At 37.4% G+C, this 23,977-nt stretch carries 18 protein-coding genes; 14 read left to right on the top strand and 4 right to left on the bottom strand.

Features of this window, described 5'->3' with window-relative positions:
• Window positions 1-2 precede the first annotated feature (2 nt).
• A complete protein-coding gene (locus tag AB3I72_RS13080; protein ID WP_061100924.1) occupies window positions 3-938 on the bottom strand; it encodes a site-specific integrase in 936 nt (311 codons plus the stop codon).
• Between the two features lie 144 nt (window positions 939-1,082).
• Between AB3I72_RS13080 and AB3I72_RS13075 the strand changes: the two genes are divergently transcribed.
• The 5 genes from AB3I72_RS13075 (at window position 1,083) to AB3I72_RS13055 (ending at window position 8,821) form a co-directional block, all read left to right on the top strand.
• Complete coding sequence (locus AB3I72_RS13075; RefSeq protein ID WP_078122435.1) at window positions 1,083-2,018, top strand: hypothetical protein; 936 nt, start codon at window positions 1,083-1,085, stop codon at window positions 2,016-2,018.
• A 12-nt stretch (window positions 2,019-2,030) separates the two neighbouring features.
• Window positions 2,031-4,568, top strand: a complete 2,538-nt coding sequence (pglZ, locus tag AB3I72_RS13070) for a BREX-1 system phosphatase PglZ type A (protein ID WP_078122436.1) — start codon at window positions 2,031-2,033, stop codon at window positions 4,566-4,568.
• Window positions 4,569-4,579: 11 nt separating this feature from the next.
• Window positions 4,580-6,613: a protease Lon-related BREX system protein BrxL gene (brxL, locus tag AB3I72_RS13065; protein ID WP_010830674.1), complete on the top strand. Its 2,034-nt coding sequence runs from the start codon at window positions 4,580-4,582 to the stop codon at window positions 6,611-6,613.
• A gap of 318 nt (window positions 6,614-6,931) precedes the next feature.
• Window positions 6,932-8,140, top strand: a complete 1,209-nt coding sequence (locus AB3I72_RS13060; RefSeq protein ID WP_368023992.1) for a chloride channel protein — start codon at window positions 6,932-6,934, stop codon at window positions 8,138-8,140.
• A 24-nt stretch (window positions 8,141-8,164) separates the two neighbouring features.
• Complete coding sequence (locus AB3I72_RS13055) at window positions 8,165-8,821, top strand: glucose-6-phosphate 1-dehydrogenase family protein (protein ID WP_078122437.1); 657 nt, start codon at window positions 8,165-8,167, stop codon at window positions 8,819-8,821.
• A gap of 51 nt (window positions 8,822-8,872) precedes the next feature.
• Here AB3I72_RS13055 and AB3I72_RS13050 read toward each other — a convergent pair whose 3' ends face one another.
• The gene (locus AB3I72_RS13050; RefSeq protein WP_002384771.1) at window positions 8,873-9,940 is read right to left on the bottom strand and encodes a choloylglycine hydrolase family protein; all 1,068 of its coding nucleotides are present in this window, start codon (window positions 9,938-9,940) and stop codon (window positions 8,873-8,875) included.
• A 176-nt stretch (window positions 9,941-10,116) separates the two neighbouring features.
• Between AB3I72_RS13050 and AB3I72_RS13045 the strand changes: the two genes are divergently transcribed.
• On the top strand, window positions 10,117-11,778 hold the full coding sequence (locus tag AB3I72_RS13045) for a SulP family inorganic anion transporter (RefSeq protein ID WP_368023991.1): 1,662 nt from the start codon (window positions 10,117-10,119) through the stop codon (window positions 11,776-11,778).
• A gap of 165 nt (window positions 11,779-11,943) precedes the next feature.
• Here the strand turns inward: AB3I72_RS13045 and AB3I72_RS13040 are convergent, their stop codons facing one another.
• Window positions 11,944-12,636, bottom strand: a complete 693-nt coding sequence (locus tag AB3I72_RS13040) for a hypothetical protein (RefSeq protein ID WP_078122438.1) — start codon at window positions 12,634-12,636, stop codon at window positions 11,944-11,946.
• Between the two features lie 191 nt (window positions 12,637-12,827).
• On the opposite strand from AB3I72_RS13040, the gene sylA reads away from it, so the two are divergent.
• The 6 genes from sylA (at window position 12,828) to allE (ending at window position 19,479) form a co-directional block, all read left to right on the top strand.
• Window positions 12,828-13,280, top strand: a complete 453-nt coding sequence (gene sylA / locus AB3I72_RS13035) for a transcriptional regulator SylA (protein ID WP_078122439.1) — start codon at window positions 12,828-12,830, stop codon at window positions 13,278-13,280.
• Window positions 13,281-13,298: 18 nt separating this feature from the next.
• On the top strand, window positions 13,299-13,811 hold the full coding sequence (locus AB3I72_RS13030) for a GNAT family N-acetyltransferase (protein WP_179114985.1): 513 nt from the start codon (window positions 13,299-13,301) through the stop codon (window positions 13,809-13,811).
• A gap of 594 nt (window positions 13,812-14,405) precedes the next feature.
• Entirely contained in the window at window positions 14,406-15,902 is a 1,497-nt protein-coding gene (locus AB3I72_RS13025) for a putative allantoin permease (protein WP_010816799.1), read from the top strand.
• Window positions 15,903-17,267 carry an allantoinase AllB gene (gene allB / locus AB3I72_RS13020; RefSeq protein WP_061100931.1) on the top strand — a complete coding sequence of 455 codons (1,365 nt, stop codon included), beginning with the start codon at window positions 15,903-15,905 and terminating at the stop codon, window positions 17,265-17,267. It begins immediately after the preceding gene.
• A 181-nt stretch (window positions 17,268-17,448) separates the two neighbouring features.
• Window positions 17,449-18,672 carry an allantoate deiminase gene (allC, locus tag AB3I72_RS13015; protein WP_002383320.1) on the top strand — a complete coding sequence of 408 codons (1,224 nt, stop codon included), beginning with the start codon at window positions 17,449-17,451 and terminating at the stop codon, window positions 18,670-18,672.
• A gap of 21 nt (window positions 18,673-18,693) precedes the next feature.
• A complete protein-coding gene (allE, locus tag AB3I72_RS13010) occupies window positions 18,694-19,479 on the top strand; it encodes a (S)-ureidoglycine aminohydrolase (RefSeq protein ID WP_002384779.1) in 786 nt (261 codons plus the stop codon).
• A 117-nt stretch (window positions 19,480-19,596) separates the two neighbouring features.
• Here the strand turns inward: allE and AB3I72_RS13005 are convergent, their stop codons facing one another.
• Complete coding sequence (locus tag AB3I72_RS13005; protein WP_078122445.1) at window positions 19,597-21,222, bottom strand: PucR family transcriptional regulator; 1,626 nt, start codon at window positions 21,220-21,222, stop codon at window positions 19,597-19,599.
• 171 nt (window positions 21,223-21,393) lie between these two features.
• Between AB3I72_RS13005 and AB3I72_RS13000 the strand changes: the two genes are divergently transcribed.
• Both AB3I72_RS13000 and AB3I72_RS12995 read left to right on the top strand, forming a co-directional pair.
• The gene (locus tag AB3I72_RS13000; protein WP_002355061.1) at window positions 21,394-22,602 is read left to right on the top strand and encodes an alanine--glyoxylate aminotransferase family protein; all 1,209 of its coding nucleotides are present in this window, start codon (window positions 21,394-21,396) and stop codon (window positions 22,600-22,602) included.
• 97 nt (window positions 22,603-22,699) lie between these two features.
• Complete coding sequence (locus tag AB3I72_RS12995) at window positions 22,700-23,959, top strand: MFS transporter (protein ID WP_002368361.1); 1,260 nt, start codon at window positions 22,700-22,702, stop codon at window positions 23,957-23,959.
• The last annotated feature ends 18 nt before the right edge of the window (window positions 23,960-23,977 follow it).

Here is a 23,977-nt window from a genome sequence, read left to right as displayed (position 1 = left end):
AACTAGATACTAAGTGCCTGATTCATAATTTTCATGATTAACCTTGTTTCTCTTTCTTCCATTTCTTTAATGACATGTAAGTATACACTTTGTGTGGTTGTCACATCTTTGTGTCCAAGTCGTCGACTTACACTTAGGATATTAACACCTTTAAAAAGGAGAATCGATGCATGGGTATGTCTTAATCCATGAAAAGAAATAGAAGAAAGTTTAAGTTTTTGACAGGCCTTTTCAAGGTGTCTATTGATAGTAGCACTGACAGGCAACTTTTCATTATCATCTGCACAAATTTTGTCATCTCCTCTAAACCTTCTAAAGCGGATAACTTCTTTAATCACCTTTAAAGTTTTTGTATCAACATCCACAGTTCGTACGGAACTAGCATTCTTTGTTTCTTTAAATCCTGTACGATATTTGTAGTCCCAAGTTTTGTTAACAGAGATCAACTTATGTTTGAAATCAATATCTGCAACAGTGATCCCCAAAACTTCAGCAAAACGCAATCCAGTCATCGCTGATAAATAAATAATAAAGTTATTTGGATTCAGTGGTTGACTTCTGGTGTAGTGAATTAATTTTTGCCATTCAGAGTAGGAGTGATACATTACTTTTGCTTTCTTTTTTTCACGTCCTGTTATAATCGCTTTTCTTGTGAAATCAGTGTCAATAATTCCTTCTTCCACAGCATCTAAAATAGCTGCTCGAATTTGTTTATGGAATCCTGAAGTTGTTCTTTTGGCATGATTTTTAGCAAAATCATTTAACCCTTTTTGATACCGATGGCGAGTTATCTCTTTAAGTTTAATATTTCCAAAATATGTGTAGATATGTTTATGTGAATTTCTATATTTCACATAAGTGACCGAAGTAACAGCAGGTTTTTTAAAGGTTTCCATCCATTGTTGAAAGTAATCAGCCAGTGTTAAAGTTGTAGTCATAAATTCTTTCCTTTCATATTTTCTATTTTTTGTACTTACTACCTACTTATATTACTTTATTAAAGGAAAGAATTTTGATTAGTAATGCAAATATTGAGAAAAAACGGTATAATATAGCTTAAAAGTACACTGGAGGGTTGCAACTTGGCTATATTAATTAAAGATAAATTTGAAGCTTGGCAAAAGGAAGCCCAGGATCGTTTTGATCAGTTGAAAGCAAATGAAGAAGAATTAAACAAAATTTTTATTGAACTTTATGGATTACAAGATGAACTAGATTACCACGTTGATGATAAAGAAGTTTCAGTATCCTTAGCAGATAGAGAACGCGATATCAAGTCACTTATTAGCTATGCAGTTGGCTGTATGTTCGGACGCTATTCATTGGATGAAGAAGGATTGATATTTGCAGGTGGAGAATTTGATATGTCACGTTATCAAAAATTTAAACCTGATGAAGATAATATTCTACTGATTACAGATAATGAATATTTCCAATCTGATGAAAGCGACATTATGACAAGATTTGTAGAGTTTATTACGGTTGTTTATGGAAAAGAAACACTTGAAGAAAATCTTGATTATATTGCCGATGTGTTGCCAGGAAGTGGAAAAAGTCGAGATAAGATACGTAAATACTTTATGTCAAAATTTTTTACAGATCATATGGCAACTTATAAAAAGCGCCCGATTTATTGGCAATTTGATTCAGGAAAAGCGAATGGTTTTAAAGCGCTAATGTATTTACATCGTTTTGATGAAAATTTATTAGGACAGCTTCGCACAGAATATGTTACAAAATTAAGTCAAGCTTATAATTCTCGTATTGAACTACGTGAAAGTCAAAAGATGTCGACTACGAATGCGGGAGAAGTCACTCGTTATGAAAAAGAAATTCAAAAAATCAAGAAACAGTTAAAAGAACTTCGAGAGTTTGATGAAAAATTAGGGCATTTAGCGCTAAAGAAAGTTTCTCTTGATTTAGATGATGGAGTGATTGTAAATTATGATAAGTTACAACGTGATCCAGATACAGGTGAAAAATTCTTGATTTTAACCAAAGGAGTTAAAGAACCTTAAGGAGATGTGATTATGTCAGATTTGAATTTAAATCAGATTCAGAACAGACTAAATGAACTTTTTGTGACATATGGAGAGCGTAAGCTTATTTTTTGGTTCGATCCAAAAAAAGAATTTGAAGAGGATATTAATAATGGGAAAATTGAATTAAAAGATGCGAAAGTTTTTATCCTTGAACAAAATACTCAATTTATGACAAAACGTTTCTTTGAAATTGAAGATACTGATAATAACTATTTAATCTATGCGCCATTTGAAAAGATAAGTGATGACGATCAGGATAATCATTTACTAAGTATTTTGAAATATTCTAGCGAGTTTAGTGCAGATCGTATTTCATTGGTGATGACACAATTAAATATTCCAAATGAGTTACATGATGCTATGGTACACTATGCTAAATTCTTTGGTGCAAGATCACGAATTACTGCTTTTAACAAACTAATAACTACTGAAATTAAATCAAAGCAAGAACTTGAAATAGCAATGATGGCCGTCCTAACCAAAGCTAACACTGCCCAATTTTATAGTATCATTCAATCTTTACTGGTCGAATATGCGTATGAATCAAGTAGCCTGTATGAACAATTAGTGACTTTTGATTTACAGAATGCTTTTTGGAAATATGTATCTCTTTATTATGGTTTTATTTCAGAGACACCAACTATCCAAAAGTTGACAGTTTCTTTTTTTGTTAATGCTTTTTATGGGCAATTAGGACATCAAGAATTACCTATACAGTTAAAAGAGTACGAAGTTTTAGAACAAACTACAGCAATTATTTCCTTTATGGATGGGGTAATGAACGACTCTCGCTATACGCAAGCTTTCGATAAATTGAGTGGAAATACATATCGGTTAATTAGCGGAGAGAAGTTGATTTCACTGGTGCCCATTGAGGAACTTATTGCAGCTGATATTTTTGAATCTGTTCATAATAACATAATCAAGTATTATATTGGCCAGCTATTGAGTGGGGATTTAACACCGATAATTAATGGGATGACACTTTCTGAAGTTATTACATTGAAGCAGCGAGCGCACTTTGGTGCAAAGTATATTCATGAATATGAAGTAATATTGAATGCACAAAAATTGTTGAATAATACTTTTTCTTCTAATATTAACCAATTTTCAGAAGTTGTTAAAGATTATGAAAATATCTCGTTTAATATTGATCAATCTTATCGTAAATTTATTTGGCATTTTGATAAAGTTTTATCTCCAGATTTATTTACAGAACTTAAATTACGCATAGAAAAACAATACAAAATATTTTTAAATGAGAGTGCCCGTTTGTGGAATGATCTATTGTCTTTAGAAGAACGTTCGTCACTCCTTGATTTTTATGACAACTTTGCAAATAATAAAACAAAAACAGTTGTGATTATTTCTGATGCACTTCGTTATGAAATTGGGAAAGAAATTCAAGAAGTACTGCAGTATGAAAAGAAATTTACAACAAAGATGAATACACTTTTTTCTGTTCTTCCATCAGTAACGGAATTTGGAAAAGCGGCTTTGTTAAGAAGTGGACACGAAACGTATGAATATGTTGAAGGAACCGATATTCGGGTAAATGGAATGAAAACACAGGGGACTCCTGCACGAGATAAAATATTAAAAGCAAAAAATTCCAACTCTTTGGCTATTACGTATGAAGAAGTGATGACTAAAACGAATGCAAAAGAACTTCGTGAGATATTTAATGGCAAAGAAGTGATTTATCTTTATCATGATCAAATTGATAGGACAGGGGATCATGGTCAGGAATCACAAGTTTTTGATGCTGCACAAAAAACAGTTGATGAAATCAAAGCTTTAATACCATTTATTTCAAACGGAGCGAATGTTTATCGATTTTTGATCACCAGTGACCATGGCTTTATCTATACGAGATCCAAAGTTGAAGAACATGAAAAGATTGAAAATCCATCTGAATTTTCTGAAGATAGAGTAGAACGTCGGTTTATAATTAGTGAAAATCATTATGATGAAATTGGAATTACTTCAATGAAATTAGGAGAAATATTACGCAATGATGACAAACGCTATGTACATTATCCTGAAACATCTGCTATTTTTAAAAAAGTAGGCGGGGGTCAAAGTTATGTACATGGTGGTTCTTCTCCACAAGAAATGCTTGTTCCTGTTTTAGAAGTAAACGTTTCTCGAGGATCGTCTCAAAAAGAACCAGTGAGCGTTCAGCTAATGACAGCAAAAAGAAAAGTTATAGGACTTTCTATATCTTTAGAGTTTTATCAAACGGAAGCGTTAAGCGACTCAATCACTAAAGCAAAATATACGTTATATTTTGAAGATAGTAAGGGAAACTTAATTACGAATCAACATACCTATTATGCCGATTCTACCTCAGAGCAAGCTAGTGAAAGATTTACAAATTTCACTTTTGACTTTATAAATCGTAATTATGATACAAATGAAAAAATTTATTTAGTAGTGAAAAATACAGAGACGAAGGTTCAAGTGGAAAGAATTGACTTTGTAATTGATAATCCATTTGCTGGCGGTTTTGGTTTTGATATTTAGGAGGAAAGTTAGTGGATCAAGTTATATTAGATAAATTGGTGGCAAACTTTCCTGGAAAGATTGTCCGTAAAGATTTAACTAAAAAAATAAAAGAAGGAGCAAATGTTCCAGTATATGTGCTTGAATATTTGCTTGGTATGTATGCATCTTCTTTAGATGAAAATTTAGTTATAAAAGGTGTTGAAAATGTAAAAAATATTTTGGTTCGAAATTATGTTCGTCCAGATGAAGCCGAAAAAGTAAAAGCAAAAATTCGAGAGAATGGTGGCTATACAGTCATTGATAAAGTATCGGTATCATTAAATGAACGGCGAGATCAGTATGAAGCTGAATTTTCTAATTTAGGACTTTCTGGCGTACGTATTGGTGATGAATATCCCAAAAAATATGATCGACTTCTTGGTGGTGGGATTTGGTGCATCGTTCAGATGGAATATTGGTATGATGAAACGGATCAAAGAAATTCACCATTTATTGCAAAAAAAGTTGATCCTATTCAAATGCCTGGTTTGGATATTGAAGAAGTTAGGCGTGGCCGTGCTGCATTTACAGAGAAGGAATGGATTGATGTTGTTCTTCGATCGGTTGGAATGGAGCCTACACAATTTACTGAACGTGTAAAATGGTTACATTTAGCTCGCCTTGTCCCGTTGATAGAAAATAATTTTAACTTATGTGAATTAGGGCCACGCGGTACAGGAAAATCGCATGTTTATAAAGAAATCTCGCCTAACTCTATTTTAGTTTCTGGTGGACAAACTACTGTTGCGAATTTATTTTATAATATGGCTCAAAGATCTATGGGATTAGTTGGTATGTGGGATACGGTGGCTTTTGACGAGGTAGCGGGTATTAACGTGAAAGATGGAGATTTAGTTCAAATAATGAAGGATTACATGGCTTCAGGCTCATTTGCTCGTGGTAAAGAAGAAAAAAATGCATCTGCATCGATGGTATTTGTAGGAAATATCAATCAAAGTGTAGATGTTATCTTAAAAACTTCAAATTTATTTGAACCTTTCCCAGAAAAAATGCGATCTGATTCAGCATTTTTAGATCGTATGCATTGTTACTTACCAGGATGGGAAATTCCTAAATACCGGCCAGATTTTTTTACGAATGATTATGGTTTTATAACAGATTACTATTCAGAAGTGATGCGAGAATTACGTAAGACAACTTATAGTGATGCAATTGATAACTATTTTAAGCTAGGTTCACAACTAAATCAACGTGATACTATTGCTGTTAAAAAGATGTTTTCTGGACTTATCAAACTAGTATATCCTCATGGGGAATTTGGAAAAGAAGAAGTAGAAAAAGTACTTAAATTTTCTATTGAAATGAGACGAAGAGTGAAAGAACAGCTTAAAAAAATTGGTGGAATGGAATTCTTTGATGTTAACTTATCTTATATTGATTTAGAAGAAAATAGAGAAGAATATGTTTCTGTCCCAGAACAAGGAAGTGGCACACTAATTCCTGAAGGTATTGGGAAACCAGGACATGTACATGCTGTTTCAGGTGGGGCTAGTGGACGAGTGGGCGTATTTAAATTTGAAACTCAAATGATTTCTGGAAATGGTAAATTTAAAGCGACTGGATTAGGTAGTGATTCTGCAGCCAAAGAAAAAACTTATTCAGCTTATAAATATCTTAGTGCTAATGCTGCTTCAATTAGTGCATCCATATCCATTGCTAGTCATGACTTTGTATTCAATACCCAAGATCTGAATGGTGTCGGAAATCCAGAGTCTCTGACTTTACCAACAATGATTGCACTTTGTTCAGTGGCGTTGAACAAGCCAGTAATCTCCAGTATAGCCGTATTTGGTGATATAACGATTGGTGGCACTTTAGTTAGAGTTACCAACTTAGCAGATATGATGCAAGTGGCTCGTGATGCGGGTGCTAAGAAAGCGCTGGTTCCGATGGCTAATGCAGCTGACTTAGCTACAGTCCCTCCAGAGCTAATGTCGACTTTTAATATTGTTTTCTATAATTCACCAGAAGATGCTGTCTTTAAAGCACTTGGAGTTGAATAATTTACTTAATAGTAGTTAAAGAAATTTTTTATTGAGGTGCTTTCTACAATTAATATGTAAAATAATAATCCAAAATCAAAGGAAATAAGAAATATTAGAGAAGTTTAAGTTTTAGCGGAGAGAAGTTCTTCTCTCCGTTTTGATATATATAATATTGGATAGGATTCCAATTAAATCATAAATATGTTTGAAAGTAGTATATGCGACCTGTTGATTATTTAGAAAATTAATATCTCAAATAATCCTTCCCAAAATCTTCAAACACAAACCACTAACTATCTGCTACTATAAAAGAAACAACTATCATTTGGAGGAAGTATGCGTAACAGAAAAATGTGGACAATTATCGTCAGTGGGTTATTTTTAAGTAGTATCATCGCGGGAATTTCAGGAGCGTTTTTAATCATTGAAGGAGAGCTAACGACTCTGCTCTGGGAGGTGTTGCCAGCGCAAATGAAATGGCCAATCCTCTATTATTTTGTCTTGTGTGTGCTAGGAGCGTTGGTATTGAGTTATCTGAAGAAACGCTTCGGGCAAGTACCACAAACGGCGCATGAGGCTCTGAAAGAATTGAAGGCGAAACAATCGGTCGATTATTCAGGTGTGTTTAGAAATTTATTGGCCGCCTTGGTAATTTTAATTTTCGGGGCTGGTGTCGGTCCTGAAGCCGCATTGTTGGGAGCAATTATTTCGTTGTCAGTCTGGCAATCTGATAAGTTACGGTACCTTTATTTTCATTATGACGAGCAAGAACAGCAAGCATTTTGGACAAAAATCCAGCGCTTGCTACATCCGCAACAGTTTGTTCAGCGCTACGATACGAGGCTCGCTCCTGCGGATAAAAAGAAACTGAAACAAGTGATGAACGGGTTATTTATTGTGAACGGGTTGGTGGTGTTTACCTTTTTAATGAAATTGGTGGGACACCCATCGTTTATTACGAAGTTAGGAACTGGAAAAATTGAAATGGCTTCGTTATGGCTGATTTTACCCGCTTTATTAACTGCTTTTGTGATTGGTAACGCCTATCAATGGTTGAAAGCTGCTCTGGCTAAACTATGCCAACCTTTTGAAGAAAAGCAAAGCATACTGGTAAGCTTTGGTGCAGCTTGTATTTTCCTCTTTGTTATTTTAATGCCAAGATTACTATTTTCAGGACAATCTTTTATGCATTTAGTTCCTAGTTTTGGTAGTCAACAAGCCTGGTATATCTTGGTGATCGCTGCGATAATGAAACTAGTATTTTTACAAGTTTGTTTACAGACAGGTTGGATAGGTGGCGATATTTTTCCCGTCGTTTTTTCAGCTATTTTAATCGGGTTTGCGGTCGCGCAATTTTTCCCAACAATTGACTCACTTTTTGTTGTCGCAATTTTTGCTACGAGTTTAACAACCCAGATCTTAGGGACGATTCTTGTACCGGGTATTTTTGTGGGTCTCTTTTTCCCAAGCACGCTTTGGCCAGTTGTAGTCCTTGTGTTATTTTTACAATGGCTATTGAAAAATAAAATTATTAAGAGTAACTAGAAGATACTAAAAAGAGGGAATAAAATGAACCTAACCCATCAAGACTTCAATCTATTCAACCGAGAAATCTTCACATTTAAACAACTCAAAGAGCAACAAACATCAGCAGAAATCGATGACTTAAAGCAAACCTACAAGCAACATTGGGAAAAGTGGAAAGCCTTAAACCTCGCAATCACCCAAGATTTACCAGCTGAACTCGGCATCACTAAGCCGAAAATCGAAAGCTGGACCAACGGCTGGAATTTACGCAGTCATTTCTGGGCTGCATATCGCAGTGAGCAACGCCAAGCGGAAAATGCTTGTCTGGCGTTGTTATTAAATAAAAAGCAATTTCAAGTATATTTGATGTTTCAACATTACAAAAGTGAGGAGCGGGCAGGCTCAGTCGTCGCTTACAATCAATTGCTTAATCGTTTAGAAGCTTGGAGTCAAACCATCGACTGCGAAGGCTATTATATTTGGCCGCAGGAGGAGCATGAACTAGTGGACCATTTGCCTTTAAAAGATTATTTAGCAGATGAAAAACAACGGAAAATTCTAGAAGAGCGGATAGACAATCGTTCATTTCAGATCGGTAAGTTGTGGTTTGCGACGGAAAAGCTTGAAACGATTGAAGAAAAAAGTTGTCAGGCGCTTCAAGAATTAGCGCCGTTGTATAACGCATTATCTGAAAAATGAACGAAACAACGTCTCTGACCAAGTACCTAGTCAGAGACGTTGTTTGTGTTTTTATTGATTTAAATCTGTCAGTAGTAGCTCGTTAGAAACAGCAAAAGTAGTAACTTCTGTTAAAGCTGGATCCAAAGTGTATTTTGTAAATGAGGTAGTACTTTCTGGTTGGACATACATGGTTAAATTAGTTACATCATATCCTGACCAATAATGTGTGAAATCAGACAGAGAATTACTTTGACCTAAATGGCCAATTCCCCGAGGAATCATCACTGTTTGGAAGGCGCGATAGAGTTGCATAATCCCTTCAGAGCTATCAAATTCTTGGAGATTGTCAGAATAGTATAACGCACGAATGAAGCGTGACGGCGAAGTGAAGTCTCCTGGGATTCCTAATAGTCCGTAAGAAGTCCCACCTTCAATTGGGTCAAGTGTTGCGCCTGATTTTAAAGTGTAAGGTTCCTTAATAGCATAGTTGCGCATCCCGATATAGTTTCGTGCATTGGTTAAATGATAATTGTATTCTGGGCTGTTTGTGACTACGCCAATCGAATCATAAATGACGAACGCTCCGTTATCTGTTGGTTGCAAAACGATACTATTATTATTTTTATCATTAATGGTCCAGTGTAAGGTAAAATGAACTTCCCCCAATGAATCAAGTTGGAATTTTTGATCTAACAGGCCGATTTTTTCAAAAGCTACTTTTACTTCGTCAACGCTTTCAAAATTACTCAAAATATAAGCGAGAACTTCTTCTGCAATATGAGGTGTTAAACCACGATCTGCTAAACTTTCAGCAGGTGCTGTTGAAGATTCCATTAAATATTGAATATCACCAGATAAGCCGGCTTCATTGATACCATCTGTGATAGCAAGGCTGACGGTTTTACCATCGTTCGCTGGTTGATCTGTGCCTGACATTGCTAGTCCCATAAAGGAATATTTTGCCGTCCAAGGATTTAGTTGGCTATTTAGAACTGTACCTTTTGGAAATTGAGCAATTAGAGTAGGGATTTTTGGTGCAATTGGATCTTCGTTGCCAAAAAAGTCAAACGTAAAATCCATCGTACGTCCATAAAAAATATCATTTGTTTTGGAAATAATCTTGATGCCTGTACACATAATAGTTTCCCCCAATTAATGTAAGTTTGTGAAGCCTGTTTACTAGTTAAGCATATCATACTCTAGGAAACAGCGGTGGCTAAATTCTTAAAATATTAGACAATTTTGTCTAAATGAGGTGAAAAAAATTTTTTAGCGATTTCCTTCACAAAACACCTTATTATCTTTCCGAAAATATGATATCTTTAGAATGGAAATTTCATGAAAAGAGGATGCGAATGTTTAAAAAGTACACACAAATGATAAGGGATGAATTTAAAGGGTATAATCAAAAAAAATTGAAAAAAGATTTCTTGGCAGGTTTGACTGTCGCAGCCGTCGCGTTGCCATTAGCGTTAGCGTTTGGGGTCTCTAGCGGTGCTACTGCAGCAGCTGGCATGATCACGGCGATTATCGCTGGAATTGTGATTGGGAGCCTTTCGGGTGGGTTTTATCAAATTTCAGGACCAACAGGTGCGATGGCAGCTATTTTAATGTCAATTGCGGCAGTGCATGGCATGCAAGGGATTTTGTTGGCCACCTTTTTGGCGGGAATTTTCTTGCTTTTGGCAGGGATTTTGCGTTTAGGGAGCTTGACTTCTTTTATTCCGTCACCGGTCATTACCGGGTTTACTTCAGGAATTGCTATTATTATTGCGTTGGGGCAGCTTGATAATTTCTTTGGGGTTCGTTCAGAAGGCCACAATTTAATTGAGAAAATCAGCAGTTATCGTTCATTGGGCTTTGATTTAAGTATACCAACGACGGTTATGTCGATTTTAGTAGTGCTTGGATTAGTGTTCTTTCCGAAAAAGTGGAATGCGATGATACCAGCTTCATTGGTGATGATTATTTTAGCTACGTTAGCAACAGTGGTTTTTCAACTGCCAGTGGCCACTGTAGGGAAAATTCCGACAAGTATTTTTAGTGATACACGTTTAGAACTTGGTTCGCTTCAATTAAGTGCGTTTCAGGATATTTTGGTGCCTTCAATTAGCATTGCTATGTTAGGTATGATTGAAAGTTTGCTTTGTGGCGCTTCGGCTGGTCGCATGACAGGGAAACCATTAGACAGTAATCAGGAACTAGTGGCACAAGGAATTGGTAACTTAATTTTGCCATTTTTCGGTGGCGTACCTGCGACAGCAGCGATTGCCCGCACGAGCGTAGTGATTAAATCTGGTGCGCAAACACGTTTAGCGGGTATTTTTCATGCAGTCTTTTTAATGTTATCGATGTTGCTTTTATCGCCAGTCATGTCTAAAATTCCCATGCCTGCGTTAGCTGGTGTTTTAGTGGTGACAGCGTGGCGAATGAATGAATGGTCGGTGATTAAAGAATTCTTCCAGAAACGTTTCCACACAGCCTTATGTTTATTCTTCTTAACGATGGTAGCGACCGTTATTTTTGACTTGAGTTTAGCGATTGTTTTAGGGGTCTTAGCGGGTTGCCTGTTTTTCATTGCGAAAAGTGCCGTGATTACGATTAATGTCGAGGAAGTTGATTGGTCAAGAATGGGGCTAGTACCGACCGATTGTACGGAAAATTGGGTGGTAGTTTATTTGAGTGGACCGTTATTTTTCATGTCTTCTGAACGATTGAAACAAACGTTACTGCAATTGGAAACAAAAAGTGGTGTAGTATTTTCAATGCGAGGAGTTCCTAGCATTGATAGCACGGCGTTAGATATTTTAGAAGAATTTTGTCTCGCAGCAGAAGGTCGCGGACAACAAGTTCAATTTGCCGCTCTGCAACCAGAAGTTGAGAAAATGATTCGAACCATTCAAGGAAATCAAGAGAAAGAATACCATTTCTCAGTCGCAGAATTTTTACAAACGGTGCATGTTGCAGAACAATAAGTCATTTTCAAATGAAATGTTCTATTTTCTATCGCGGGCTTAATGGGTGAAGAAATAAGAAAAATAAGTGGGGACTAAAACGAGTTTCTAGAGGAGTTCCTAAAAAATAATAAAGAGAAAACTTCATACTTAGAAGTTTTCTCTTTATTATTTTTTTTAGGTTATTTATTGAAGTACTTCTAGCATAACGTCTTTTTGATCATCCGTAACATTGCCTGCGTAGTTAGGAGTGATTAAAGATATCGAACCATTTTTATTGTTGAATAAGTATAAAGTGCCCGATCTATTTTGTTCATCGTTTGAAGAAATATTAGTTCCTAAAATTAATTCTGTATTTACTTTAACGGTTCGAATACTGTTATCGGCCGCTGAAAATATTCTAATCTCTTTTGTAGGAATTGTATTTATAGATAGCTCATATTTATTAATGGCTTCTTTCACTTGACCATTTTCAGCCCCAAACAATTTAGTTCGGAAGGTAGCAGTTGGTGTTGAATTTAAGTTCTCTAACGTAATTGAAGTTGGCACATTCATTCCTTTAAAATTAAATACGAGTGGATTGTTTAAACTACTAAGATCGACAGCATAAGGTGTTGCTTCTAAAGAATTTGTTTCTTCGACATTTGTAGATACTTCATTTTTAGACTTTGCCGAAGCCTGAGTGGTACTGGCACTTTCTGAAGTTTCTTTTAGTTTATTATTAGAGCTTGTTTCTATGCTAGAACTGTAATGATTAGTACTGCTTTTCATTGATGTTGTATGATTGGTAGAATTTTCTTGTTTTTTAGGGTCATTCGCTTTTTGAGAACTACAACCTGTTAAAAAAATAACTAAAATAACACAAACTAATTTTTTCATACTATTCCTCCTATAGACGCTATAACTAATTTTATCTTACTTGTTAATATAACAAAAGGAATAATTATTTTATTTTCACGAATGCTTAAATTGTTAAATCTGTAGTTTTTATACTTATTTTTGTTGCATTTGCAACAAAAATAAGTTAAAGTAATGACAATCATAAAATATTAGCGAAAGGAAGTGTCCTAGTGACAGATATTTTAAGAGAAATTGGCATGATTGCGCGGGCCTTAGATTCAATCAGTAATATCGAATTTAAGGAATTATCTTTAACACGAGGACAATATCTTTATTTGGTCAGGATCTGTGAAAATCCTGGGATTATCCAAGAAAAGATCGCCGAACTGATTAAAGTTGATCGAACCACAGCGGCGCGGGCGATTAAGCGTTTGGAAGAACAAGGCTTTATTTATCGTCAAGAAGATGCAAGCAACAAAAAAATTAAGCGGATTTATGCCACAGAAAAAGGGGAAAACGTTTATCCAATCATTGTGCGCGAAAATCAACACTCGAATCAAGTTGCTTTGCAAGGCTTGTCAGAAGTGGAAATTTCACAATTGGCAGAGTACTTAGTCCGGATGCGTAAAAATGTCAGCGAAGATTGGGAATTTGTCAAAAAAGGGAATACTCGAAATTATTAAGGAAAGGACGACTGATTGATGGGAGAAATAAAACAGTTAACAATAGAAGATGCACCAGCGTTACAAGAAATCAGCATTGAAACTTATACAGATACTTTCGGACCATATAATACCCCAGAAAATATGCAAGCCTATTTAGTAGAAGCCTACAATTTAGAAAAATTACAAAAGGAATTGGCTAATCCCTACTCTGACTTTTATTTTATCTTTGTCGATAATCAATTAGCTGGCTACATGAAATTAAATCGTGAGAAGGCACAAACGGAACCGATGGGGCCAGAAAAGCTCGAGGTTGAGCGATTGTATATTTTGCCTGCGTTTAAAGGAAAGAAGCTGGGAACACAATTGTTAGAACTGGCGGAAGAAAAAGCTCGTGAATTTGGTAAAAACGCACTGTGGCTAGGTGTCTGGGAACACAATGATGCGGCGCGGGCATTTTATAAAACGATTGGCTACCGCTATTATAGTCAACATTCATTTTTTATGGGAGACGATGAACAGACGGATTTTATTTTGTTAAAGGAATTATAGCAAGAAAATTTAGAAACAAAGATTTCTGATAAAATCAGAAATCTTTGTTTATTTTTTTGATTAAAATTAAGCATTTTTTTATTTTCAAAATGTTATTTTTTAAAACGTAAAAATTGAAAAAGAAGATTTTAAATCTGTGAAAAGTTGTCGATCTTGTGAGAAAACTCTTTTGTCAGTGTCTTTTTTCAGGATGGGTCTCTTCCTGAAAATCCACTTCAGTTTATCTGTTTTGTGTGTTTTTGATTAAAAAATGTTGTGTTGGATTTCATTTAACTGTATAATTTATTTATGTCATTTTTAATAATAAGCGTATTTTAGCATTGAAAAAGAGAAGTTGTACATAATATGTGAATAAAAAGATTTGTTTCTTATTTTCTAGAGTGAGAGGGCGATATAAAAAAGGTTGCTATTTTTTCGTTCAAAGTGAACAAAGAATCGTTTGTTATTTAGTTGGGGTAACTAATGATTCTTGTTATAAAAAGCGCTTACAATTCGTGTGATGAGAGTAGTACGCATGTTTGTGCAAAAGTGACAAAAAAGAGAAGGCAGGGTGTTTTAATAGAAAAAAATTTTTAATAAAAAGGAGAGTTTGTCGTGGAGAAAAATGTGTCTCAAGTAACAGCTCAAGAAGAAACAGCGCTGAAAGCACGTGGCTACAATGAGGATTTGTTGCCAAGTAGCCCGAAACAACGGACGATGGGCGCGCGCAATTTTTTTACATTATGGATGGGTTCGATTCATAATATCCCGAATTATGCAGCAGTGGGCGGCTTTATTTTCTTAGGTTTATCGCCGCTGCAAGTTATGTTGGCAGTTGTGTTAAGCTCATTCATTGTAGCAGCCTTCATGAATTTGAATGGCGTGGCTGGCTCTAAATATGGGATTCCTTTTGCGATGCACTTACAGTCTACTTACGGAAGTCTCGGAGCAAAACTGCCAGGGTTCTTAAGAGGTTGTGTGGCCGCGATTGCTTGGTTTGGTCTGCAAACATTTACAGGATCGCTCGCTTTATTAATTATTCTCGGGAAATTTTGGCCGAACTTTTTACAAATTGGTGGGTCATTCCAGTTTTTTGGTCTCAGGCTACCTGAATTAATGGCGTTTACTCTTTTCTGGCTCTTAAATGTGGCAATAGGTTTCGGTGGTAGCAAAATTTTGAACCGGTTTACCGCCATTTTAAGTCCGTTGATTTATGTCGTTATTATTGGATTAACGATTTGGGCCATTCGAGCTGGGGGCGGTTTAACACCAATTTTGTCCTATCAAGTTTCTGGTGCGATTCGTTCAGTCAATCCACTGGTGGCGTATCTGATTATTTTTAACTCGGTTGTGGCCGTTTGGTCAGCGCCTGGTGCGAGTGTGGCGGATTTTACTAAGAATGCGCGCTCGACACGTGCTCAGGTTGTGGGGCAAACAGCAGGTTTAGTTGTTGGTTATGGGATTTTCGCTTTTTCCAGTGTGGTTATTCTGTTAGGTGGTTCGTTGTATTTTGGGATTCAAGAATGGAATATTTTAAACATTATTGATCGTTTAGATAATGTGGCGGTGGTGGTCTTAGCCATGTCGGTTTTCTTATTAACGACTATTTCAACGAATGCAACGGGGAACATCATTCCGGCAGGTTATCAATTGGCGGCGCTATTTCCTAAAAAAATGACGTATAAAAAAGGCGTCATGATTGCCAGTGTTATCAGCTTTCTCATTATGCCTTGGAAACTGATGGAAAACGCCGATAGTATTTTTATTTTTCTGAACGCAATTGGGGCTGTTTTAGGACCAGTCGCTGGCGTGATGATTGCGAATTATTATTTTGTTCAAAAGCAACAAATTGACTTAAATGCTTTATACGTAGATAAACACAAAAAAGAGGAAGCCAATCCTTTTTACGGATTAAACAAGCCGGCGTATGTTGCTACTATTCTGGCGTTGGTTCTTTCCTTAAGTGGTCAATTTATTCCACAGGTTAAAATCATTGCTGATATTTCGTGGTTTGTGGGCTTTGCCACAGGTTTTGTGCTGTACTTAGTGTTAAAAAAATGGACTTGGGATTCAAAAAAAGTGAAAGAAACAGCTTATCAGGAGGGAAAATAAATGCAAGCAGAGTTAGTGATTAAAAACGGGTTAGTTATTTTAGAAACTGGAGAAGTCATTACGGATGTCGCCGTTCAAGGAGGAAAAATCGTAGCGATCGGGCAAGACTTGTCAGGAGAACGTGTGATTGATGCGACGGGTTTAGTCGTTAGTCCTGGGATGGTGGATGCTCATGTTCATATTACCGATCCTGGTGGTGGTTACCGCGATGAATGGGAAGGGTATGTCACAGGAACGGCCGCTTGTGCCAAAGGGGGCGTGACGACCTTTATGGAAATGCCTTTAAATCAGATTCCAGCAACTGTGGATAAGACCTCTCTTGAGATCAAATACAAGGCAGGAGAAAATAAACTAAAAGTAGATGTAGGGTCATTTGGCGGCGTGGTCCCGACCAACTTGGCTGGTGGGATTCAGGAACTTGATGAAGGAGGCGTTTCCGGCTATAAATGCTTTTTAGGAACGTGCGGCGATCGTTCAATTGAAGGAGATTTTCAAAATGTCGACGATTATTCGCTATATGAAGGAATGAAACAAGTCGCCAAAACTGGCAAAGTGCTAGCAATCCATGCAGAAAATGCGCCAATTACGGATAAATTAGGCGCGTTAGCTTATCAAAATGGCGAAACGACTTTAGCAGCATATGTAGCTACACGTCCTGTGTTTACCGAAGTTGAAGCGATTCAAAAAGCCATTTTATTTGCCAAAGAAACAGGTTGTCGGATTCATATTTGTCATGTGGCTTGTCAAGAAGGCGTGGAAGAAGTTTTAAAAGCCCAAGCAGAAGGGGTAGATGTGACTTGTGAAACATGTACGCATTATTTATATTTTACCACGGATGAACTTGATGCCATTGGTCCAGTTGTCAAATGTTCACCGCCGATTCGTGACGCGGACCAACAAGCCGCCTTATGGAACCACGTGCAAACAGGCGGCATCGCGTTTGTAACCTCTGACCATTCTCCTTGTACGCCAGACTTAAAAGATACAACCAATGCTTTTGAAGCTTGGGGCGGCATTTCTGGTGTTCAAAATAACGTCGACGTGTTATTCGATGAAGCCGTCCAAAAACGTGGTTTATCCTTGAAACAATTCGCGGATATGATTGCAGCAAACCCAGCTGACCGTTATCACTTAGCACAAAAGGGCCGCATCAGTATTGGTAAGGATGCCGATTTTGTACTAATTAAACCTAATGCACCGTATATCTTAAAAGCAGAAGATTTAGAATATCGAAATAAAATTAGTCCTTACATTGGTCGTGAAATTGGGTCCCAAGTGATTCAAACAATTTTAAGAGGCGAAACAATTTACGCACAAGAAACTGGGGTAACCGAGGCGTTTAACGGCGTATTTATCAAAAATTAAACACCTATTTTAGAAATGAAAAGGGACAGAAGCGTGATTGAATTAGCGCCTCTGTCCACGAGTTAGAGGATGTTCATTGGTTGTTTTGCACAAAAAAAGGCTTAATTTTGTTTGATAAGTACAATGAAGATAACTAGGGAAACGTTTACAATCAGAGTGTAATCAGTCAGGAGGTTTTGTGATGGACTTGGAAAAAGTTTTAAAACAAAGAATCGAAGAGTTGTCAGCAATTGGGAGTGATCCTGCTGGAGGGATGACACGCTTACTTTATACAGATTCGTGGTTGGCAGCACAAAAGTATGTGCAAAGCCAAACTGAGGCGTTTGGACTGGAAACGCAATTTGACGAAGTCGGGAATCTGTTTTGTCGAGTGGCAGGAACGGAATTTCCTCAGGAAACGATTTTAACTGGGTCACATATCGACACAGTAGTTAATGGTGGGACCTTAGATGGTCAATATGGTGTTATTGCTTCCATGACGGCTGTTCAATATTTATTAGACAAATATGGGAAACCACGGCGTTCTCTAGAAGTGCTTTCCATGGCTGAAGAAGAAGGGAGTCGTTTTCCAACGGTTTTCTGGGGAAGCAAAAATGTTGTTGGTGAAGCCAAACGTGAAGAAGTAGTCGATATCTCTGACAACGAAGGTAAAAAGTTTGTTGATGAGATGCATCGCCAAGGCTTTGATTTTCGGCAGGAGCAAACTAGACGTGAGGACATTGAAGCGTTTGTCGAAATTCATATTGAACAAGGCAATATTTTAGAGAACGAAAAGCTCCAAGTCGGTGTTGTTCATAGTATTGTAGGGCAACGTCGCTACACGGTTAACTTAAAAGGGCAAGCCAATCATGCAGGCACTACGCCAATGAGTTACCGTCATGATGCGGTGTACGGTTTTGCTAAAATTTGTGCAGAAGCCATTGATCGTGCGAATGAAATTGGTGATCCGTTAGTTTTAACATTCGGCAAAGTCATTCCGAAACCCAATACAGTCAACGTGGTGCCTGGAGAAGTGGAATTTACAATTGACTGCCGTCATACCGACGCTGCTTTTTTACGACATTTTACCGGTGAATTAGAAGAACGGATGAAAACAATTGCTCAAGAATTAGGCTTGACGATTGCAATTGACCGTTGGATGGATGAAGCCCCTGTACCGATGAATCAAGCAATTGTAGAAGTTATTGAACAAAAAGCCAAAGAAGGCAAGTATCAGTATCGTATGATGCATAGTGGCGCTGGGCATGATTCGCAAATTATTGCGCCCCATTACCCGACAGCGATGATATTTGTGCCAAGTATTGGTGGGATTAGTCATAATCCAGCTGAAGCAACGGCATTTCCAGATTTGGTTGAAGGCGTCAAGCTTTTAGCAGATACCTTATATGAATTAGCGTATAAATAAGATAGAAAAGGAAGAATTGTGATGGGTTATAAAAATAATCGAGTTGGTTACCAAAAAGAATTGTTAACATCAAGAGCTGTGATAAAAAAAGACAATTACGCCATTATTCCCCATGATGGTTTGGTGCAAAATGCAGTACCTGGTTTTGAAAATGTCGATATTTCCATTTTGGGATCGCCTAAATTAGGTGCGACATTTGTGGATTACATTGCTACGTTTCACAAAAATGGTCAACAAACAACTGGTTTTGGTGGCGATGGGATCCAAACGTTGGTTTATGTCATTGACGGTCGTTTGCGCGTTTCAGATGGTCAAGAAACTCATGAGCTTGAAGCCGGGGGCTATGCCTACTTTACGCCTGAAATGAAAATGTATTTAGCGAATGCACAGGAAGCGGACACAGAAGTTTTCTTATATAAAAAACGCTATCAGCCGTTGGCGGGCCATCAACCTTATAAAGTGGTTGGGTCAATTCATGACCAACAACCCGAAGAATATGAAGGAATGACAGACGTTTTACTTTGGAGTTTATTACCGAAAGAGTTTGACTTTGATATGAATATGCATATCTTATCTTTTGAACCAGGCGCTAGTCATGCCTACATTGAAACGCATGTCCAAGAGCATGGTGCGTATTTAATTAGTGGCCAAGGGATGTACAATTTGGACAATGAATGGTATCCAGTGGAAAAAGGGGACTATATTTTCATGAGTGCCTATGTGCCACAAGCAGCCTATGCGGTTGGCCGTGAAGAACCGCTAATGTACGTTTATTCCAAAGATGCCAATCGTGAACCAGAATTATAACGAAAAGCCGAATGTAAAGTAATGACCTCGGAACAATAGGATTTGAACACGCAGTGGTGAACGGTAGAGTCCTTCTTCTTGGTAGACGTTACTTTTATTCGGCTATTTTCCTGTTAATTATTTTTCTGAAAGTTCCAGCGCTACCCGTAAGAGTAAACTCGTCTCAGGCTCTTGAATAGAGGTACCTAATAATTTTTCACATTGATTCATGCGATATTTAATGGTGTTTCTGTGAAGGTAAAGAGCGTTGGCCGTTTTAGTAATTTCGCAATTGAAATCTAAAAAAACTTTCAAGGTTTTTCGTAATTCTTGTAACGTCGGTTCCGTCGGATAGGCCAACTCTTTCAATTGTTGCTGGCAAAAGTATTCAACATCTTCAGTGCCAATCTTTTCAAAAAGTCCAGCTAGGCCTTTGGGATGGAACAATTGCACAGTCACTGGTTTTTGAGCGTGTAAAGAAGCCTCTAATGTCGAGGAAGCTTCAATATAAGAATTAGGCAAATCTTCTAGGTTTTCATAAGCATTACCTAAAGCAAAGCGAATGGTAATAGGCAAAGCCTGTTGCAAACGTTCAGCGAGGTTTTGCAAAATCATCAAATGGTCATTTTTCTTAGATTGAAAAATCAAGATACTTTTATTTTGATTTTTTAATTTAAACAAGGCGACATCTGGCAGGATTTCCGGCAATTGTTCTTTGAGCCATTGGAAAATTAGTTGCCCTTCCGCTTGCTGATAACGAATATGGGTTTCATTTTCTGGTTTAGTCACGCCGTAGACAATCGCTACTTGATAATAATCGCTGTTGATTAAACGATAATTTTTCCAAAGTTCCAACCAATTTTGATGTTTACTCAGCGCTTCTTGATGTGTATCAAGCAAGCGGTCCAAAAAGTCTGTTTTGAGATGCTCAAAAGATTCAGCAATTTTCTGGTTTTTAAATAACATAAAGGTCAAAACTAAAATGGCCTGATCAATGGCAAATTCAGAAATAGGATAAGGAATCTGTTCAGGAGATAAGACCAATAAATAATAGGGAAAATAATCGTTCACACGAATTGGAAAGCCAGCTACTTGAATGTTTTCTTGTCGCTCATCCTGTAAACGAAAGATTTTCTTTTCTTGTGCCAATTGTTGAAAGTGGTCTTTTGATAATTGTTCGATGAAAAACTCCGCCGATTTTTGATTGCCATAAAAATAATTCGAGTGAGCAATCACCTGTTGCCAAGGACTTAATAAAATAATTGGCGCATTTAAAATTTTCGCAAATTCAGCGATGAAACGCGTAGCATCAACATCTTGCATTAATAATGTTGAAAAACGCTTTTGGATGTCAAATGCCACAGACATCTGTTCGGTTTTGCTATCACGAAGATAGCCTACAATTTCATGCAACAACCCGCCTAGTGGCTGTGTGCTAGGAATTTTAATCAGGGGCAAATCAACGGCACTGGCATAGGCAACAATTTCTGGTGAAATTTCGTCAAGGAACCGCCCAACTTTGATTCCTAAAGCCGTACACTCTGCTTGTTTCAGCGAGTCAATAAAAGGTTTCAATTTTTCTTGATCATCTTTATAAATCATTGCCGTTGTTAAAATCATGACATTTTTGGGGATAAAATCAGCCACATCAGGTGTTTCCGTGATTTCTACACTTTCCAAGGGCTGCGTTAAGTTTGAGTGAGACGATAATAATTGTAAGTCAGAAAATCTTGGTAAAGCCAAGACCTCAGCTAATATTTTCATCACAACAACCTCCTTTTTTTATAGTATAGCGAAGAATAAAAAGGAGTACAAAAGATAGTTATTGAATATGTCTAAAAAACAAAGTCAAAATAGTGCAAATTGAACAATGAATTTCTGAGTTTTTCCAAAGATAATAAAAGAGAAGAATTAAAAATGAAGTGAGGGATTACTATGTATCAACAACCAAATTTTGTACGGCGAACAATCATGACGCCGGGACCAGTCGAAGCCCATCCATCGGTACTTCGTCAAATGGGTCAACCAATTTTAGGGCAATTTGATCCAGAATTTCTACAGATTATGGACGAAGTTCGGGAAATGATTAAAGTACCTTTTGCCACAAAGAATCAACAAGCCTTTGCCATTGATGGCACGTCACGTTCAGGGTTGGAAGCGGGGTTATTTGCGTTGATTGAGCCAGGCGACAAAGTGCTTGTGCCTGCGTATGGCCGGTTTGCTTATTTATTAGGTGAAATTTGCGAACGCGCCCGGGCCGAAGTCATTTATTTAGAAAAGGACTGGCTCGCACCTTTTGAACAAACAACGGTGATTGAAGCGATTAAAGAACATCAACCAAAAATTGTTGCGATGGTCCACGGCGAAACGGCGAATGCACAAATGCAACCTCTGGATCAAATTGGCGCCTTTTGTCGGGAAAATGAAATTTTCTTCGTAGTAGATATGGTGGCGACTTACGGCGGTGTCGAAACAAAGGTCGATGATTGGAAGATTGATATTGCGGTAGCAGGCACTCAAAAATGTGTCAGCGTACCTTCAGGACTTTCTTTAATTACCTACAACCAACGTGTAGCCGATTATCTGGCGGGCCGTTACCAAAAAGAGTTAGGGCTTGGCGCGGATGCGCGGAATGAACGGTTCATTCAAAGTAACTACTTGGATTTATCGCAATTAGAAAAATATTGGGGACCAGAGCGCTTAAATCACCATACAGAAGCGACTACAATGATTTATGGGCTACATGAAGGGCTGCGCTTGTTACTTCAAGAAGGCATGGAAAATGTCTACGCACGTCATCGGAAAAACGATCGTATTTTAGTTGAAAGTCTACAAAAAATGGGCTTAGAAATTTTCGGGAAGTTAGACACAAAAACACCAACAGTCATTCCTGTGGTCATTCCAGAAGGAATTGATGGTGAAAAGGTGCGAAGCTTATTACTGGATCATTTTAAAGTTGAAATTGCCTCTTCCTTCGGTGATTTAAAAGGAAAAATTTGGCGGGTCGGTAATATGGGGTACAGCAGTCGCGAAGACAATGTGTTGCATTTCTTGAGTGCCTTTGAGACTGTATTGAAACACCAAGGTTATCAATTTGAAGGTGGTAGCGGTAGTACTCATGCATTGGCTGAGTATTTAAACTAAAAAAGAAGGTAGGACAAAGGTCACTACGTAAAAAAGCGTAGTGCTTTTGTTCCTTGTGAAACGTTAACCAAAAAAATGATTGGTGGAGGAAAAGAAAATGACAGACAAGACAAAAAGTTCGTTGGCTTATTGGAAAAAAATCGTTATTTTACTATGTATGGGCTGGGTAACAATCTGGATTTATCGTTCCGCGCTTTCTCCCGTTTATCCACAAATTCGCGCGTCTCTAAATGGTAACGCTTCCGATACGGCCCTAGGGTCCATTTCTAGCTTTTATTTTCTCGGTTACGTAGTCATGCAGATTCCTGCAGGCTTCTTGGTAGACAAAATTGGGAAAAAACGTGTATTAATTCCAGGCTTTATCTTGTTTGCGCTGGCAGCATTACTGATTGCCCAAGCCCAAACGATTGGAACAATTTACTTAGGTAGCTTATTGGCAGGCTTAGGATGTGGTTCTTTCTATGGATCGGCTTACTCGTTGACGTCCCAAAACATTCCTCAAGCCAAAAAAAGTTTTGCAACAGCTATTGTCAACAGTGGTTCAGCAGTTGGTTCAGGTTTAGGGATGATTTTATCTAGTTATTTAGTTGCCCAAAAAGGATTACCTTGGCAAGTGATGATGTACATTTCCGCCTTTATGATTATTTGTATGTTAGTGGCTTTTCAAGTGATTATTCGCAATCATAAAGAAGACATGGCCTTGATTCAGCCAACCGTTGTTGATGAAAAAGATAACGGAGCGGTAAAAGAAAAAGTGCCCTTTAAAAAACTGTTTGCGCCACATATGCTATTTGCGTATATTTTATATTTTGGCACTTGTTATGCATATTATATGATTGTGACTTGGTTACCTAATTTTTTAAGTACCGAACGTGGTTTCCAAGGAGCAGCAATAGGGTTGTCCTCTTCACTGGTAGCATTTGCCTCTATTCCAGGAGCGTTATTTTTTAGTCGGTTGGCGGATAAGTACATGCATAAAAAAGTTCAATTCATCGTTGTTTTAGAATTTTTAGCAACAGCCATGCTTTTGTTAACTGTACAAGTAAGTAATGCAACGTTGTTATTAATTGCTTTAATTATGTATGGGTTCTTAGGGAAATTAGCTGTAGAACCGATTATTATTTCTTGGCTAGGTGAAAATGCACCAAAAATTGGAATTGGTACTACTTTGGGTGTGTTTAACTTTTTCGGCATGATGTCATCTGTGATCGCCCCAGCTTTAACTGGGAAAATTTCTGACACAACGGGTTCGAAAGTCATGGGCTTTTATATCGCCGTCGTGATTTTACTAATTGGCACGATTCTTTTTATGCTTGTCAATTTAAAAAAACGCGGGGCAGATTCGTCTAATAAATAAAAAAACAACGCAAACTTA

Source organism: Enterococcus sp. GC34 (assembly GCF_040886645.1).
GTDB classification, from domain to species: Bacteria; Bacillota; Bacilli; order Lactobacillales; family Enterococcaceae; genus Enterococcus; species Enterococcus faecalis.
Note: the sequence above shows the minus strand (reverse complement) of the source record. Positions and strands in the feature narration are given on the sequence as shown.

Coding starts and splice junctions, on each gene's coding strand:
- AB3I72_RS13000 (WP_002355061.1), top strand. CDS start 21,394: ATGTATCAACAACCAAATTTTGTACGGCGAACAATCATGACGCCGGGA.
- AB3I72_RS13050 (WP_002384771.1), bottom strand. CDS start 9,940: ATGTGTACAGGCATCAAGATTATTTCCAAAACAAATGATATTTTTTAT.
- allE (WP_002384779.1), top strand. CDS start 18,694: ATGGGTTATAAAAATAATCGAGTTGGTTACCAAAAAGAATTGTTAACA.
- AB3I72_RS13045 (WP_368023991.1), top strand. CDS start 10,117: ATGATATCTTTAGAATGGAAATTTCATGAAAAGAGGATGCGAATGTTT.
- AB3I72_RS12995 (WP_002368361.1), top strand. CDS start 22,700: ATGACAGACAAGACAAAAAGTTCGTTGGCTTATTGGAAAAAAATCGTT.
- AB3I72_RS13055 (WP_078122437.1), top strand. CDS start 8,165: ATGAACCTAACCCATCAAGACTTCAATCTATTCAACCGAGAAATCTTC.
- AB3I72_RS13080 (WP_061100924.1), bottom strand. CDS start 938: ATGACTACAACTTTAACACTGGCTGATTACTTTCAACAATGGATGGAA.
- AB3I72_RS13040 (WP_078122438.1), bottom strand. CDS start 12,636: ATGAAAAAATTAGTTTGTGTTATTTTAGTTATTTTTTTAACAGGTTGT.
- AB3I72_RS13005 (WP_078122445.1), bottom strand. CDS start 21,222: ATGAAAATATTAGCTGAGGTCTTGGCTTTACCAAGATTTTCTGACTTA.
- allB (WP_061100931.1), top strand. CDS start 15,903: ATGCAAGCAGAGTTAGTGATTAAAAACGGGTTAGTTATTTTAGAAACT.
- allC (WP_002383320.1), top strand. CDS start 17,449: ATGGACTTGGAAAAAGTTTTAAAACAAAGAATCGAAGAGTTGTCAGCA.
- AB3I72_RS13030 (WP_179114985.1), top strand. CDS start 13,299: ATGGGAGAAATAAAACAGTTAACAATAGAAGATGCACCAGCGTTACAA.
- pglZ (WP_078122436.1), top strand. CDS start 2,031: ATGTCAGATTTGAATTTAAATCAGATTCAGAACAGACTAAATGAACTT.
- AB3I72_RS13060 (WP_368023992.1), top strand. CDS start 6,932: ATGCGTAACAGAAAAATGTGGACAATTATCGTCAGTGGGTTATTTTTA.